Source organism: Colwellia sp. 6_MG-2023 (assembly GCF_030547765.1).
GTDB lineage: Bacteria > Pseudomonadota > Gammaproteobacteria > Enterobacterales > Alteromonadaceae > Colwellia.
This window is the reverse complement of the sequence record NZ_JAUOPP010000005.1, coordinates 12,771-30,376: the sequence shown is the minus strand read 5'-3', so window position 1 is coordinate 30,376 and position 17,606 is coordinate 12,771. Positions and strand designations below refer to the sequence as shown.

8 protein-coding genes are annotated in these 17,606 nt (G+C 35.4%); all 8 read right to left on the bottom strand.

Translation table 11 applies throughout. From position 1 onward, the window contains the following. Positions 1 to 157: 157 nt before the first annotated feature. The 8 genes from Q4503_RS04575 to nhaC all read right to left on the bottom strand — a co-directional run bounded on the left by Q4503_RS04575 (position 158) and on the right by nhaC (position 17,463). Positions 158 to 5,020: an NAD-glutamate dehydrogenase gene (locus Q4503_RS04575; RefSeq protein WP_303601504.1), complete on the bottom strand. Its 4,863-nt coding sequence runs from the start codon at positions 5,018 to 5,020 to the stop codon at positions 158 to 160. A gap of 581 nt (positions 5,021 to 5,601) precedes the next feature. Next, positions 5,602 to 7,920 (bottom strand): RND family transporter, encoded by a 2,319-nt coding sequence (locus Q4503_RS04570; protein WP_215971522.1) that lies wholly within the window; start codon positions 7,918 to 7,920, stop codon positions 5,602 to 5,604. Between the two features lie 45 nt (positions 7,921 to 7,965). Next, complete coding sequence (locus Q4503_RS04565; protein ID WP_303601503.1) at positions 7,966 to 8,982, bottom strand: YCF48-related protein; 1,017 nt, start codon at positions 8,980 to 8,982, stop codon at positions 7,966 to 7,968. A gap of 154 nt (positions 8,983 to 9,136) precedes the next feature. After that, the gene (locus tag Q4503_RS04560; RefSeq protein ID WP_215971524.1) at positions 9,137 to 10,543 is read right to left on the bottom strand and encodes a DUF1329 domain-containing protein; all 1,407 of its coding nucleotides are present in this window, start codon (positions 10,541 to 10,543) and stop codon (positions 9,137 to 9,139) included. Positions 10,544 to 10,557: 14 nt separating this feature from the next. Then, positions 10,558 to 12,633 carry a DUF1302 domain-containing protein gene (locus tag Q4503_RS04555; RefSeq protein ID WP_303601502.1) on the bottom strand — a complete coding sequence of 692 codons (2,076 nt, stop codon included), beginning with the start codon at positions 12,631 to 12,633 and terminating at the stop codon, positions 10,558 to 10,560. Positions 12,634 to 13,052: 419 nt separating this feature from the next. Beyond that, positions 13,053 to 13,268: a DUF2835 domain-containing protein gene (locus Q4503_RS04550; RefSeq protein WP_215971596.1), complete on the bottom strand. Its 216-nt coding sequence runs from the start codon at positions 13,266 to 13,268 to the stop codon at positions 13,053 to 13,055. Positions 13,269 to 13,334: 66 nt separating this feature from the next. Next, positions 13,335 to 15,920, bottom strand: a complete 2,586-nt coding sequence (gene pepN / locus Q4503_RS04545) for an aminopeptidase N (protein ID WP_303601501.1) — start codon at positions 15,918 to 15,920, stop codon at positions 13,335 to 13,337. A 61-nt stretch (positions 15,921 to 15,981) separates the two neighbouring features. Next, on the bottom strand, positions 15,982 to 17,463 hold the full coding sequence (gene nhaC, locus Q4503_RS04540) for a Na+/H+ antiporter NhaC (protein WP_215971527.1): 1,482 nt from the start codon (positions 17,461 to 17,463) through the stop codon (positions 15,982 to 15,984). Positions 17,464 to 17,606: the final 143 nt, after the last annotated feature.

The window sequence follows — 17,606 nt, the reverse complement described above, 5'->3', positions numbered from 1 at the left end:
TAGTTATGCGTAGGAGCAGAAATAAAAAATCCCCGCTGAACTTAAACATTAATAAGTTAGGCGAGGATTTTATCAGTTAACACGCTATTTATACATTGCTTTTAACGCTAATAATTTAACTTTTTGATCTTAACTTTCGTTAGATCTAGATTTAATTTTATTTAACTAACCTTTGACAATTTAAGCTTAATAACATTAATTCACGTAAAGCCACAGAGAACTTAGCAAATTCATGGGTTTGACCTACTTTAAAGTCAGCTAAGATATTTTTCCATCTATCTAATGGCTGAGCATTAGTGTTAACCCATGCTTCGAGCATATTATCTAAATCTTTCGCTGTAGCACTACAATCACATCGTAATACAACCGCCGTTAATGAACGTTGTTGCCAATCTAGCTCTTCTCTAAATGATGCTCTAGCTAGTGCCTGCCAATGATTACCAACAGGTTGGCGTGTGATTTGATCTAAGAACCAATGTAGATCTAATCGAACACCTAGTTTAAAGTATAAACTAGCAACAAGCTCGACGTCTCGCCCATCTTCGTCAGCAATTTCGGCTATGTCTAAGGCTGAAAAAATCGTACTTAATTGAGAAATTCGAATAGCAATTTCTTTAGGTACGTTAGCTTCAACTAAATCATTTTCAACACGTTTTAACTGCTCTAATTCACTTTCAATAATAAAACTATTTAATTTCTTAGACATAATAGCAAAGGTAGGTTTATACAACGCTATTGACTGCTCAATACTTAATGCCTTATTACGATGACGTAAGAACCAACGAGTTGCTCGTCTTACTGTACGTCGATACTGGAATAACATTTCCGTTTGGATTGAAGTAGAAATTTTATTGTTTAACACTTCTATTTTTTTCCAAAACTCTTCAAGTTCAAATATGGCGCACGAAATAGTGTAGCTATTCGCTATTTCAGTAACCGTTGCACCCGTTTCTTCTTGCATGCGGTTAACAAAATTAAAGCCCATATCGTTGCCCATTTTATTCGCCAGTTTAGTAGCAATAATTTCAGCACGCAGTGGATGTTGCTGCATTTGTTCTTGGTACTTTTTATGTAACTGCTCTGGAAATGCATTAATTAATAACTGGTCGTAATATGAATTATCAGTGACATCTGGGTGAATAAGGTCTTCTTTTAGCACCATTTTACTATACGCAAGTAATACTGATAATTCAGGACGAGTTAACCCTTTGTCTTTAGAAACTCTGTCTGCAATTTCTTCATCATCAGGAATAAACTCTAAGGCTCGATTAAGTTTACCGGTACGCTCTAATTCATGAATAAAGCGAACTTGCTCTTTTAATTGATTAACACCACGCATAGCGGTAATTGATAATGAGTGTGTTTGACGATAACAATCTTCAATTACTAAGTTGCCAACAGCATCAGTCATATCATAAAGCAACTTATTACGTTGCTTAACAGTTAAATCACCCGACTGAACAAGCGTGTTTAATAAAATTTTAATATTAACTTCATTATCACTACAATCAACACCACCAGCATTATCAACTGCATCAGTATTAATGCGACCACCATTTGAGGCAAACTCAACTCGTCCAAGCTGGGTAAAACCAAGATTTCCGCCCTCACCTACAATTTTAGCTTGTAAGTCGCAGCCGTTAATTCGTAGTGCGTCATTTGCTCGATCACCTACTTCTAAATGAGTTTCTTTCGTGCTTTTCACGTAAGTGCCGATACCACCATTCCACAATAAATCAACTTTCATTGTTAAAATAGCTTGGATTAAATCTGTAGGCGACATACTTTGTTTTTGTGTGCCTAACATCTTTTTAATTTGTGGTGTTAACTTAATTGATTTCACATGACGACTGAAAATACCGCCACCTTCTGAAATTAATTTTTCATTATAATCTTCCCAGCTACAGCCTGGTAAATTAAATAAACGTTCACGCTCTGGGTAAGAACTCGCTGCATCAGGGTTTGGATCAATAAAGATATGCATATGGTTAAACGCCGCTTGTAAACGAATATGTTTAGACAACAACATGCCGTTACCAAACACATCACCAGCCATGTCACCAATAGCAATACAAGTAAAGTCGGTGCTCTGACAATCGATATCTATTTCTCTAAAGTGACGTTTAACAGATTCCCAAGCGCCACGTGCAGTAATGCCCATTGCTTTATGATCATAGCCAACACTGCCACCTGAAGCGAACGCATCGCCAAGCCAGAAATTGTATTCATCTGAAATACCATTAGCAATATCAGAAAAGGTTGCTGTACCTTTATCGGCAGCAACAACTAAATAAGCATCATCTTCATCAAGACGAACTACATCAACAGGAGGAACAATTTCGCCATCAACAATGTTATCTGTTATATCTAATAAAGCACGAATGAAGGTTCTGTAACATTCTTTGCCTGCTTCAAATATTTCTTGACGCGAACCTGTTGGCAGCTGTTTACAAACAAAACCACCTTTGGCACCAACGGGGACAATTACACTGTTTTTAACTTGTTGTGCTTTCACCAAACCTAATACTTCAGTGCGGAAATCTTCACGTCTATCAGACCAACGTAAACCACCACGAGCAACTTTACCACCACGTAAATGCACACCTTCAACTTGAGGAGAATAAACAAAAATCTCAAATTTAGGTACAGGTTGTGGCATCTCACTGATTTTATCTGGGGTTATTTTAAATGAGATATAAGGTTTTTCGCCTGATACGCTGTCTTTTTGGAAATAGTTTGTACGAATAGTCGCCAAAATCATTTCTGAAAAACGTCTAATAATTCGATCATCATCTAAGTTAGCAACATTATCTAACGATGTCTCAATAGCTGCTAATAATTTTACTTGCGTTTTTTCTTTAGCACTTTCACTTGCATTATTATTTGGATCAAAACGATGAATAAATAAGTTAATTAATAACTGTGCTATATCAGGGTAACGTGCAAACGCATCTTCAATGTAGCTTTGACTAAAACGTCCACCAATTTGGAATTCATACTTGGCAAAGGCACGTAAAATAGAAACACTTCGTCCTTCTAAGCCTGCGCCTAAAATAAGACGGTTAAAGCCATCATCTTCTAAATCGCCTCGCCATACTTTCGCGAAGGCATCTTGGAACAAAGCACTAACAGTATAAATATCAAATGGACTATCGCCATTAAGTAACATAGAGAAGTCTAATATCCAGAATGTTTCACCTTCAGATGTTTTTATCGCATAAGGGCTCTCACCAATAACGCGTAAACCAAAGTTTTCTAAAATAGGTAATACATCAGAAAGATGGATAGGATCACCCTTATGGAAGAGTTTCAGTTTTACAAAGCGACTATCAGCTTTTTCTTCTAACGGTTGATAAAATAACATTTCTAAATTATCAGAAAGGTTTACGCCTTCTAATTTTTCAATATCAACAATGGCAGAGCCTGGTAATACTTCATCTTTATACGCTTGCGGGAATTTTATGTATTTATTACATAATGCTTTAGCTGCGACTTCCCCTTTATTTTCAGCAAGTGCAGTGGCTAATTTATCATCCCAATTCCGCGCGGCTTCATTTAAATTCTTTTCAATTTCTTTCACGTTAACATCTGCTTTTGTTGATTTCACTTGAACAATGTAGTGCGTTCTTGCTTGCACTGATTCAGAAAAATAAGTAGTAAACTGTACTTCTTCGTCACTGCCGAAGGCTTCTTGTAATAGCAACTGAGTTTCTATGCGTAATTTTGTGGTATATCGTTCACGTGGTACATAAACCATACATGAATAAAAACGATCAAAGGCATCGCGCCTAACAAATAAACCACAATAATCACGCTCTTGCATTTGCAAGATACCTTTAACATTCTTCAGTAGTTCAGCGGTATTACTTTGTAATATTTCATCCCTTGGGAAGGTTTCTAAAATATTAATTAACGTTTTATAAGCATGAGTACCTTGAGCAAATCCTGATAAATCACATACTTGTTGTACTTTGGTTTTAATAAGCGGTAAGTCTAATGCACTATTAGTGTAATAAGATGAACCGAATAAACCAATGAAACGATCTTCGCCAATGACATTACCTTTGTCATCAAAACGTTTTACGCCTATATAATCTAATTGTACGGGTCTATGTACTCTAGAGCGCGAATTTGTTTTTGTTAAGATAAGGTGATTGCTACCTAATGCAACTTCGCGGCCTGATTCACTTAAGGTAGAAATTAATCTATTTTTGGTGACACGGGAGTTTCTCATTAAACCGAGGCTAGACTCAAAGTCACCCTCAAGCTTTATATCCCCTTTTACCGCTGTTACTTCATAGGAACGATATCCCATTAAGGTGAAATTATTACTTGCTACCCAAGTTAGAAACTCAACAGTATCATCCTTGGCCTGTTTTCCACCCGGCAGTTTACCTTTAGATACTTCCGCAATAGTACCTTTTAGTTTTTTCAGCATAGGTTCCCAGTCATCAACCGTTAAGGTGATATCTTCTACAACGCTGAGCAATTCATTTTTTATATTATCAAGTGCCTGTTGATCAGGCTGACGATCAATTTCAATAAAGAAAACTGTTTCTTGTTTAGCCGCTTTATTACTAGTATCAGCACTAGAAGTAACTTGGATAATATTTTTCTTTTTATCTCTAACAACTTTTAGCGGAGAGTTAAGCATCAAGTGTGGTGTTAGGCCTAACCTATTAAGTGCTATTCGGATAGAGTCTACTAAGAAAGGCATATCTTTAATAATCACTTCTATGATTGTATGACTAGACTTCCAACCATTTTTACTTACTGAAGGGTTAAAAACATGTATTACCGGTTTTTTATTTGTGTGTTCATTAAGTGAACTCCATAAACTTAATGTTGCACCATACATATCACTATCGTTACGTTCAGATAAATCAAATGAAGAGATATTGCTATAAAGTAAGGTGGCAAATTGATCGACTAATTCTGCAGATTCTGTAGGGACTTTTTTCTTTATTAATTGTGCTACATTTTTCAGTATCACAGATGGTGAACCATTCACTAACGCCATGCTATTTTCCTTTTCCTATTTTTATACAGAAGTTAAAAAGAAAGCTTGTAATAATTTATTTGTTTTTCTTATATTGCTACTTGCATTATAAGTAGATACTTTTTATCAAAAATAAGTATTCCTTAAAAATATAAGGAAATCTTATTTGAGTATAGTACAGATTTTATGGATTAATTTGCGGTAATGCGAGGATTATTTTGATTTTAATTCTAAATATTTTCTTTTTAAATCAAACGTTTTCTTTAGCTGTGTTTCTTTATGCAAGTATAATAAATAAAAACCACTGAAACTGGCTGTTTCCTGTTTAAATATTCAATTATTTAATAAAAAAATACTGCTTAAATATTGTAAATTTAATTGTCAAATTATAGCTAAAACCACTTATTGCCAAAGATTGATACATTTTATTACTGACTAAAATGATAATAGCCATATTATTTTATTATTTTCTCAAAAATATCCACGATCAGTTATGAAATTATAGTGACCAACTTACTAAATAACACTATTTTGAAACTGTTTAAACAAAAAAACCTTTAACTCAGTTGAATTAAAGGTTTTATTTTTATTTCTTCACTTTATTATTTTTTCTTGTTTGGCCATAAAAACGCAGCTAAAGCAGGTAAGACAATAACCGCTGCTAGCATATTAACTAAAAACATAAAGGTTAAAAGTATGCCCATATCAACTTGGAATTTTAAATCTGAGAAGAACCATGTAGAAACACCAATAGCCAATGTAATGCCGGTAATTAATACTGCACTTCCTCGCTCCTTCAGTGCTGATAGGTATGCATCATGAACATTTGCGCCATTCTTCAACTCATTACTCATGGTTGATAAGATATAAATACCATAATCAACACCAATACCAACACCTAAAGCAATTACAGGTAATGTTGATACAGTTAAGCCAATATCTAATACCGTCATTAACCATTGCGCTAAGGTTGATACAATATAAAGCGGTAACACAACAACAACTGTTGCTCTAATACTTCTAAAACTTAATAAGCATAATATAATGACCGCACCATAGACATAAATCATCATAGGTAACTGTGCTTCAGCTACTGCTTCATTGGTAGCAGCCATAACTCCAATAGGACCTGATGCTAGTTTAAACTGTAATTGATCATTACCTAGCTCTTTTGCTGCCAACTTAACTTCATTCACAACACGTTCTATTGTGTCTGCCTTATGATCTTGTAAAAATAAGATAACAGGCATAACACTACAGTCATTATTTAACAAACCACTTGATGAAGGGACACGAGCAATAGACTGTACTAATGTTTGTTGGTTACGTGGGATCACACGCCAATTAGGATTACCTTCATTATAACCCGCATTAACAACCTTAGAAATTGAGGCCAAACTAACAGCAGACTGGACTCCAGGGACATTTTCCATACGCCATTGAAACCTATCAATAGTATTCATCGTTTCATAATACGTACAAGCATCAGGCGTTGTTTCAATGATAACTGACATATAATCAACACTGATAGCATAGCGTTCGGTAATTAAAAAAGTATCTTGATTATAGCGTGACGACTCATGTAGAGCAGGTGCACCAGCGTGTAATTCACCTATTTTTAAATTTTGTGAATTTAATAAGCCAGCAGCATAAAGCACTACAGTAAAAACTAAGATTACAAATGCTGTTTTCCTTGTTGCGAAAGTAGCCATAAAGCGCCAAATTGAGCTTTCTTCACCAATATTTCCAGCATGGTTAGCTCTATCTTTTGGTGTGATTTTCAAGTATGAAACCAACAAAGGTAATAATATTAAATTGGTAAGAATAATCATCGCTACACCTAATGAAGCAGTGATGGCCAGTTCTCTAATAACACCAATATCAATAGAAAGTAATGTCATAAAGCCAATGGTGTCAGATAACAATGCGATACCACCAGGGATTAATAAAGCCCTAAAGCTAGCTTGAGCGGCGGCTTGACTTGATAGACCTAAGCTCACTTGTCTCACAACAGAGTTAATCATTTGAACGCCATGACTAACACCAATGGCAAAAACTAGAAATGGCACCAAAATAGACATTGGATCTAAACCAAAACCTAAAGTAGACAACATGCCTAATTGCCAAATAACAGCCACTAAGGAACATAAAATAGGGAGAATAGTTAAGCTAATTGAATGGCAGAAAAAGTAGACCATTATCGCAGTAATCGCGATGGCGATAAGAAAGAAAATTACCACTCCTTTCGCACCGTCTGCCACATCACCAACAACTTTAGCAAAACCAATAATATGAACAGTAATATTATCTTTTTCAAATGATTGACGAACGTCTTCTTCAAGTTGCGCAGCTATTTTTAATATATCTAGCTTTTCACCTGTGTCAGGGTTGAAGTCAAGTAGAGACGCTTTGACCATTGCACAACTGTAATCATCGGCAACAATGCTACCTACTATGCCTGCTTTTTCAATGTTACCTTTAACTATCGCTAAACCACGTTCATCTGGTTGAAAGTCTGCCGGTATAACTGGACCACCAGCAAAACCATCTTCTACTACTTCAACAAAGCGAGTACTAGGTGAATATAATGATTTAACTTGAATACGGTCAACACCTGGAATAAAAAACAACTTGTCATGAACGCCTTTCAACGCTTCAAAAAATTCTGGGTTAAAAATATCGCCGTCACTATTACAAACAGATATTAAGATGTTATTAGCACCACCAAAATTCTCCCTATGTTTTAAATAGGTTTTCATATAACTATGGTTAAGCGGAATATTTTTAGTAAATGAGGCACCTAACTGAATTTGCGTAGCTTGAAATAACAAAAAGCCACTAACGAGGACAAACATCATTAATACTAAAATTTTATGACGAAATAGACCAATTTCTAAACGGTTTGCGAGAGAAGTTTTCATAATATTTTGCAATCCAATATTTTTAACTATTATTATGGTTTAAGTTTATAAAGATATTAACTTTACGCCGACATCTGAAACAGCAATTAATTTCCCGTTAAACCACACTCCTGCGATTAACGATTTTCCATCTTTTTGTGCTCTTAACTGATAACTTTGACCTTGATCTTTACTTTCTAATAAAGTGCCATTATTTGCTAAAAGGAAAATGCGATCATCTGCACTTAAAACAATATCATTAATAAGTGCTGTAGTATGTGTTTGAATAGCTTGCCATGTTATTCCATTATCTTTACTTTGAAAAACATGACCGCGTAAACCTGCAACTAAAAAATCACCTTGTTTTGTTTTAGAAATATCAAAAAATGAACCTTGATAAATATCATCAAACGGTTCCCAAGTAACACCAAAGTTATCACTTTTAGCCATTAATCCAATTTCTCCAACCATATAGAGAGTTTGTTTATCAAGAACCAAGCGATTAAAGTGCGGTAAAATAGAAGAGGCTTCATCTAAATAAGCTTCTTCATCTTCTTTTTTAATTTCAGCTAAATATTCTGCATCTTCGGGTAAAAGGAATTCAGTATGAAACTCATTATGCCAACTTATTCCACCATCATTTGTTCTAAAAACAAGGCCATAAGCACCAATAGCGATACCTTCAGTTGGCGTTTTAAAAATAATATCAAATAAAGGTTTTTCTAGTTCTGGCATATATTGCTGAATTTGCCACGTAGCTCCACCATCAACGGTATTTAAAATAGTAGCATCATGACCAACAGCCCAACCAAGTTCGTTATTCACAAAAAAAACACTGGTTAGTGTTGTTTGTAATGGCACTTTAGCTTGTTGCCAGTTAACAGCATCTGATGAAAGTAAAATATGTCCATGCTCACCAACAACCACTAATTTATTAGGATTTACCTTTGTTATATCGAGTAATAGTGATTTACTCGCTAAACGGGCTTCAGCGGCAGGAATATTGATAATTGGTTTATTCTGTTTTACCGGTAACTCATCAGCAAAGCTTGTATAAGTTACTGAGTATAAGAGCAAAAACATGGTTAATAACGGGGAAATAAAAGGCATCGTTGAAATTCTCGACATTAAGTATGAAACGGTAGAAAAAATTACTAAAAATATTAAAAATGACAAAAGTAAACGTTAGAATAAAAACGGCTGGCACCTGCCAGCCGTTTTTAAGTAAAAAGCAGCGCTATCTTCTACCTTCTCTTCTTAATGCCGCAGGGGTAAAATCTTTATGCTCTAACTCTGCAGAAAAATCATACATTTTTGCCTCATTATCTAAGCCCATAGCAATATAACGTCTAGATTGAAAATCATGATAAACTTCTAGCGTAGACCATTGTGTTGGTACTTCATAGTAATTAAGACCATGAGCAACAGCTACACGATATAACTCATCTCGGTTATCATAAATATCAGAAATTGCTACTTGCCAACTATCTTCATCTATATAAAACACACGTTTTTTATAGGTATGACGAGTATTTTCTTTCAAATTAGCTTCAACAACCCAAACACGATGTTTTTCATATCGTACTAAATCAGGATTAATATGACCGGGTTTTATAATGTCATTATATTTAACTTTGTCGCTATGTAACCGGTAATCATTATAAGGAATAAGCAGTTCTTGCTTACCTTTTAGTGTCCAGTTATAGCGATTAGGTGCGCCATTGTACATATCAAAGTCATCAGTAAGTCTTAAACCATCTGATGCACTACCTGGTGCGTCATATGCAACATTCGGTGCACGTCTTACTCGGCGTTGTCCCGTATTGTATGTCCATGCTTGACGAGGTGTTTTTATTTGATCCATGGTTTCATGAACCAATAATGCTGTCCCGGCTAAACGTGCTGGCTCTGTAACCTTCTGCTTAAATTTAAATAAAATATTTGTACTTTCAAGATCAGCCGGCGTGCTACCTTTTACGTTGTAAGGTAATAGTAATTGGTCATCAAAACCAATAAAAGTGTAATCACCAGAAGCCGTAGGCGCTGCTTGTCCACCTTGACGTGTTAACCCTTCACCTCGATAACGAACAATATGATTCCAAATAGCTTCTAAGCCATTCTCAGGGATCGGAAATGGAATACCTACCGCTGTATTCTTAATACCATTGCCGCCTTCTACAAGTTCAGCTCTGGTTGAGTTAACTTTTACTGCCTTATATACATGATCAGGAAATGAAGCACTTCGTCTTGTTTGATAAATGTTCATTTTATACGTTTCAGGATAAGTTTCAAATAACTTCACTTGCCCCGGAGTTAACAAATCTTTGTACTCAGCTACATTACTTGCAGTAATCGTAAATTTAATTTTATCATTTGGGTATGGATCTAAGTGGTGATCACCAACTTTATATCCTTCAGGGGCTTTAGTAATACCACCCGTCCACTCAGGAATTGAGCCATCTTTATTTGCCGCTTTAACTGCGCCCATTGGCGTTAACTCATTTCCTAATTTCTCTGCATCTTCTGCTGAAATTTTGGCTAGCGCACTACCGGAAGTAAATGCAACGGTTAAGGCGAGTATAATTGCACTTTTCTTTAAAGTACGTTTATTTAAGGTATGAGTCTTAAAGTTCTGATTGTTCATAATTGTGACTTCTCCTAAATTGAATAACTTATGCTAAGTGATATGTAGTCACGATCTTCCATTTGGTTAGTCGTGCCAACACCATCGAAGAAGCTGTTATAGTTTATATCTGCTTTCCAGGTGCTTTGGTAATCAAAAGTAAAACCAAGCGCTACAGATTTTCGATCTTCAATAAATAAAAATAATGGGTCAGGCGTTATACCTTTCACATCATGTGAAAAAACGATACGAGGACTTACATTAACCCCAGAAAACACGTTAGCGTAATCAAGCTTACCAACCATTTTATAACCCCAAGCAAAAGCCGTTGGGAATGGGTTAGTCTCTATACCATTTTGTAAACCTAATTCTAATCCTGGTGCTGCAGCTACACCACCATTTCTTGACGTACCCGGACCATTTAAACGTAGTACATCTTCATCAGGCATGTCACTGATATTGATCCCGCCAATTTCAACTAACCCAACAAATTGGCTTGCGCCTAACATTGGACCAAATAAGTGGGTGATGGTCATTTGTGCTTGAACGGTATCCGCTAAAATAAAACCATTGGCTGTAACACCTGAAGCATAAGGCAAACCTGTAGTGTCATCCTTAAGTTGAGATATATTGTTCAAATCATCTCTTAAGCCAGCATTAAACAACTGTTGTGGCATTGCAGCAAAAAGTAATTCAACATCATCAATTTGCAATGGCTCATCTTCACGGTAACTAATTTCACCGGCAACCGCAGTATTTCCTAATGTTGTATTAAAACTCATTGCATACATTTTAATATCTTCAGGATAAGCAAGTTTTACTTGTGAAAAAGTACTCAGATCATAAAGATTTTCTGTGGTAATTTGACTTGTGGCTATTTGCGCAAGATCAGCACCAATAGAGGCAGCACCAAAGTCCGCTGTTTGACCTGAGAATAATGGGCGACGGCTATGATAGTTTACATAGTACAAGCTTAATTCTGTTTCATTTAATTCAGGTAAATACCAAGAAAAACGCAAACCATATTGACCTCCATTTTCAGGTCGCCATTCAGCAGTTTCACCTGGTGATCGAAGCGTAACTTTCGTTGGATAAGCTAAATAAGCTTGTGCCGCTGAAGCACTGTCTAATGAACCGGCTCTTAATAAATCGCCCAGTTGATTTAAACCAGCCATTAACGTATTAACATCAATATCTGGATTACCTGAGAAGCCTAGTTGTACATTATTATTATCGCCGCCATCACCAGCAAAGTCGTTCGTTGAGAAATAACTGCCTGGTGGGGGTAAAATAGTTTTTTCCCATGAGTATTGATAAAAAGCTTCAATATTAAAGTTTTCTGTAATACCCAAAGAGCCCCAAACAGCACCGAATGGAATAAACGCTTCTTTTAACTCTGCTCCAGGCGCTCTTAAACGTGAAATATCTACTGGGTTTATTTCACTAATACCATGACCAATGAGGGTACTTTCCCCCCAACTAATCACTTGCTGCCCGACACGAACAGAGAACGGCATATCGGCAATATCAAAATTACCGTAAACATAAGCATCAAGTATACGCACATCAGCACAAACTTGTTCTTTAGCTTCGCTATCATTACACGGGTCATTAACTTGACCACTAATTTGATTGGTCCAATCTCGATCACTATCCATCATGGCAAAGTCGTAATAATACATACCACGTAGGAAAACACCCATACCGTCATAATGAATATCTAATTCGTGTGTACCTTTAAGTATTTGTGAAAATGATTCACCAGGATCATAATTTAAATTACCGTTATCACCATTTGCAGAGTAACCACCTTGACCTTGCCAGATAGTTTCTTTTGTTGGGTTGGCATTAAAAACCGCATTATATTGACTAAAATCAAGACCATTATTAGGATTGTTTGCTATAGCAACATTATCATTCCAATTTCGGTTTTCAGTTCGCCAACTACTACCAGCACTAAAAGTAGAATCAAAATTAACTTCTACATCTCCAAAGTCCCATCTTGCAGCTTCGGCATTATTTAGGCTTGCACCTAAAAATGTCATTGAAAGTGCTGCAGCAATACCAACTGCTATTGGTTTTTTAGAAAACCTGCGAGGGTTATATTTCATATTCTGTTTCTCCCCTGAAGCGAATCAAATAATTTAAAATATTCTCTTTTTAGTTAAACGTAAAAAGCAGATATTTACCAAAACTTAAAATCGTTATTTATTTTTTTATTTTTAAACCACAAATGTGAAGGTTAATACACAATTTGATAGTTAGCCAATAATTGCATCATTTTCATTAGGTAGCAAGTGCAAAAATAATAGTTAAATAGCTGTAATATAAAGATTTGCAGATAATTATATTACATAAACCATCATACGTTTAAAACATTTGTTTGAAATTAAAAATTATTCGAAAAAATTATTACAACTAAGTTAATGAAATAACGGTTGTTTCTAAAGAAAAATCCACTTAAACAAGTCATTTAATGGTCAGACCTCTGTTTAAAGCTATTACTCTATTGGATTTAAAAAATATTTTTTTATGATAACTTTCTTAAAGATAAAAATTTATTATTTTCAGTTTCCAAACAAAAGTGACCGGAAATTCCACTACTTGTTAAATGATTCCGTAAATGCATTGCTGGAAATTGGACCTTAGTTCCTAAATTACTAGTTACTACTATTGATAAAATTTCACCGCGGTAATAAGGAAAAAATTCTTCCCTAGATATATTTAATGAAAAATAATACTTCATGCTAATTTCATTCTTTAAAAATATAGACTGATGCATGCATAAATACCACATCAGCCTAGGTTGGATTTACATTGTTAGTGATGCATCTAATTTTTCTTTCAAATCATTAGACAAATGTGGCAGAGTTTGTAATTTCAATAATTGCGCCTTCATTAATTCTTTATGTGGTTGGGCAAAACTATTAAATTGAATTAGCGGTGTTATGAGTCTTGATGCTACTTGTGGGTTAATAGCATTAAGAGCAGCAATATTTTCTGCTAAAAATTCATAGCCTTTGCCTGACACACAATGAAAATAGCGAGGATTATTCATAGCAAAAGCGCCTATTAGTGATCTGGCTCTGTTAGGGTTTTTCAGTGTAAATAACTTGTGTTCAGTTAAGTTACCCAACTGAGTAAAAATATCTTCACTCACAAGACTGGCAGATAATGAAAACCATTTATCCATAACTAAGGATGTATCTTGCCACTTGTCTTCAAAAGCTTGCATTTGTGCGGTAAAGCCATCTAGATTGTATTTGGCACTACAAGTTAATGCGGCAAGTGAATCAGTCATATTGTCTGATTCATTGAATTGTTGCTCAACAAGCGTTGCGTGCTGCTCTAAAGATGCTAAGTAATGTAAACAGATATTTTTTAATGCTTTATTTACTGTTACTTCTGCTTCAGATAAATTGCTATTTTGTAACAATGTCTGACAATCTCGTAGTTTTTGTAATAAAGGTTGTTCTATTCCCTTTGCAATGAATAAAGAAAGTTTTTGTAAAGCATTAACTAAGTTAATAGGGTTTACTTGCTCAATAATATCTGCTGCTTCATCAAAACTAGGTAGCATAAGCTGCTCAGCAATAAAAGCGGCATCATCGTTTGAGTTTAATAGCTCGGTTAAACATGTTAAAAGCTGGGTTGGAATAACAAATTCAGGCAGTAAAGTTAAAGATTTTATGTACGACATCAATAACTTTTGTCCTGCATCCCATCGACAAAAACTATTCTTTGCTTTTGAAATAATAGTAAATAAATCATCATCATCCTGAGCAAAGTTAACTTTTACTGGCGCACTAAAATCAGCTAGTAACGCAATAGTTGGCTTTGTTTCAAAACCTTTAAAATGCCATGTTTGATCATCTTCAGTTAATTCAACCATATGTTCTTGAACGGCTGTTTCACCATTAACAATAACAATAAGTTCAAGTTTAATAGGAATATGTAACGCTTGAGGGGCAACTTGCTTAGTGGTAATAGGCGATTGCTGAGCTAATGTTAAGCTATAAACCCCCGCTTCATCGAAATGCTCACTTACTCTAATTGATGGTGTACCTGACTGACTATACCAAAGCTTAAATTGTGATAAATCTTTATTAGCAGCATCGCTCATAGCATTAATGAAATCATCACAGGTAACTGCCATACCATCAAAGCGTTTAAAATAAAGATCCATACCCAATCTAAAGTTATCTTTGCCTAGTAATGTATGCAACATACGAATTACCTCTGCACCTTTTTCATATACAGTTAAGGTGTAGAAATTATTCATTTCTAAAACTTGTTCCGGACGAATAGGATGTGCCATTGGACCAGCGTCTTCAGAAAACTGTTGTGACCGTAATACTCGTACATTTTGAATGCGTGTTACTGCACTTGAATGCATATCTGCGCTAAATTGTTGATCACGAAAAACGGTTAATCCTTCTTTTAGACTCAGTTGGAACCAATCACGACAAGTGACTCTGTTACCTGTCCAGTTATGAAAGTACTCATGTGCTATTACCGCTTCAATATTAAAATAATCGCTGTCTGTTGCACAATCTTTATCAGCTAAGACATATTTACTATTAAAAACATTTAAACCTTTATTTTCCATCGCCCCCATATTGAAGAAATCAACGGCAACAATCATGTAAATATCAAGATCATATTCTAATCCAAAGGTTTGTTCGTCCCATTCCATGGATTTTTTTAACGAGGCCATCGCATGTTCAGCTTTATGTAAATTCCCTTTATCAACGAATATTTCTAACGCTACTTCACGATCAGAGCAAGTCGTAAAGCTATCCGTTAATAAATCAAAGTCTCCTGCCACGAGTGCAAACAAGTAGCAAGGTTTTGGGAAGGGATCATGCCACGTAACAAAGTGTTTGTTATGGTCTAAATCACCTTGTTCAATTTTATTACCATTAGATAATAAATAAGGGTATAGCGACTTATCAGCAATAACTTTTGTCGTAAAAACAGCCATTACATCGGGTCTATCTAAATAATAGCTAATACGACGAAAACCTTCAGCCTCACACTGAGTACAGAAGGCATCACCTGACTTAAATAACCCCTCTAGAGAAGTATTTTCAACAGGGTTAATACGAGTAACAATCGTTAATTTAAAATCATTTTCTAATGTGCTTAAAGATAAACTATTTTCAGATAGCTGGTAATGTTCTGTAGATAATTGCTCATCGTTAATATAAATAGATATTAGGGTTAGTTGCTCACCATTTAAAACCAATGGTTCTTGATGCTCACCTTGACGAGATACTGTCATTTCATTGATAACACGAGTACTTGTATCGTCAAGTTCAACGGTTAAATTCACCGTTTGTAATGTGAAAGGTGATGGGCGGTAGTCCGCTAAAAAGTGTGCAGCAGTTTGAGACATAAATGATCCAAATATCTGATAAAAATAAAGCTACCTTAATAAAAGGTAAGTTAAAAAGTAGTTATACATCTTCCTCGAGTGTTTTAATTTTAAATCCGGTGTAAGCATAAATAACAGCAATAACAGGGTTTATTAAGTTAAAAAAACAATAAAATATGTAATCATAAGAAGTAAGTGCAAGTGCGCCAAACATAAATGCGCCACAGGTATTCCATGGTATTAATGGTGACGTAATAGTACCAGAATCTTCCAGTGTTCTACTGAGTACAGTTGGGTGAAGTCCACGACGATGATATTCTTCTTTAAACATTCTACCCGGCATCACAATCGCCATATATTGATCAGCTGTAATTAAGTTAGTGCCAATACACGTTGCCATTGTACTGGTAATTAAACTACCGACTGACTTAGCTGTTTTTAGAATTGTTTTAACAAATTTAGCAAGCATACCAAGACGCTCTAATACCGCCCCAAAACTTAAAGCACACATCACTAACCAAATAGTATTGAGCATACTCGACATACCACCACGACTTAGTAATTTATCAATTTCTGTATTACCCGTGTTTACCACTATTCCATCAAAAAAAGCAGTCCAAATGATAGTAATATAAGCGGTAGAATTAGAGATGCCTTTTTCAGCCATTGATAAAATTAATTCTTGTTGAAAAATTCCAGACCAAATAGCACCAATAATAGCCCCAATTGCAACAGCAGGAAATGCAGGCATTTTTTTGAATGCTAATGCTAATAAAATAAACAACGGGATCAAGTTGAAGACTGATATGTTGTATGTTTCATCTAAGGTTGCAGTTAATTTTTGAATTGTATCCGTACTCTCGATATTTCCAGCTGAATGATTAAATCCAATAATTAAAAACAAAACAAGAGCGATGACAATAGAAGGAATGGTCGTCCACAACATATAACGTATATGATCAAATAACTCACTACCGGCTACAGCAGGGGCTAAGTTAGTTGTTTCTGACAGTGGTGATAATTTATCTCCAAAATAAGCACCCGAGATAACAGCACCGGCAGTAACCGCAGTAGACATTTCAAAGCCATTTGATATACCAATAAAAGCAACACCTACTGTAGCAGCCGTTGTCCAAGAGCTACCTATGCTCATAGCAACAATGCCACAAACAAGGCAACAAGCAGCGTAGAACCAGCTTGGATCAATAATTTGTAAACCATAATAAATCATTGTGGGTACTGTACCTGAAAGTAACCAAGTCCCGATGAGTGCTCCAACAGTTAATAAAATTAAAATTGCCCCTAACGAGATTGAGATTCCTTTAACGATCGCTGCCTCGATATCTTCCCATTGATGACCATTTTTTAGCCCAATAAGAATCGCAATTCCCATCGCTAATAATAGCGCTATTTGATTAGGACCAAAGGAAGAGTTATCCGCAAAATATGAAACTGAAGCAGTAAGCATAATCACCAAGGCGATTAAAGGAATAACAGAGTCCAGCATACTGGGTTCTTTCTTCTGTATTGGTGATTGATTTTCTGTTGGTACTTGATTTGACATATTATGAAATAACCTTTTTATGTTCGTTTTTATTATTTATTATTTATGCGCTATATTTTGATTATTTATTCACTTTAAATAAATATAAATACCTTGTTTCTAAGGCAAGAAAGCCGCCCTTAGGGCGGCTTTCTTAATTCGAT

Coding starts and splice junctions, on each gene's coding strand:
- Q4503_RS04575 (WP_303601504.1), bottom strand. CDS start 5,020: ATGGCGTTAGTGAATGGTTCACCATCTGTGATACTGAAAAATGTAGCA.
- Q4503_RS04560 (WP_215971524.1), bottom strand. CDS start 10,543: ATGAACAATCAGAACTTTAAGACTCATACCTTAAATAAACGTACTTTA.
- Q4503_RS04570 (WP_215971522.1), bottom strand. CDS start 7,920: ATGAAAACTTCTCTCGCAAACCGTTTAGAAATTGGTCTATTTCGTCAT.
- Q4503_RS04555 (WP_303601502.1), bottom strand. CDS start 12,633: ATGAAATATAACCCTCGCAGGTTTTCTAAAAAACCAATAGCAGTTGGT.
- nhaC (WP_215971527.1), bottom strand. CDS start 17,463: ATGTCAAATCAAGTACCAACAGAAAATCAATCACCAATACAGAAGAAA.
- Q4503_RS04550 (WP_215971596.1), bottom strand. CDS start 13,268: ATGAAGTATTATTTTTCATTAAATATATCTAGGGAAGAATTTTTTCCT.
- pepN (WP_303601501.1), bottom strand. CDS start 15,920: ATGTCTCAAACTGCTGCACACTTTTTAGCGGACTACCGCCCATCACCT.
- Q4503_RS04565 (WP_303601503.1), bottom strand. CDS start 8,982: ATGTTTTTGCTCTTATACTCAGTAACTTATACAAGCTTTGCTGATGAG.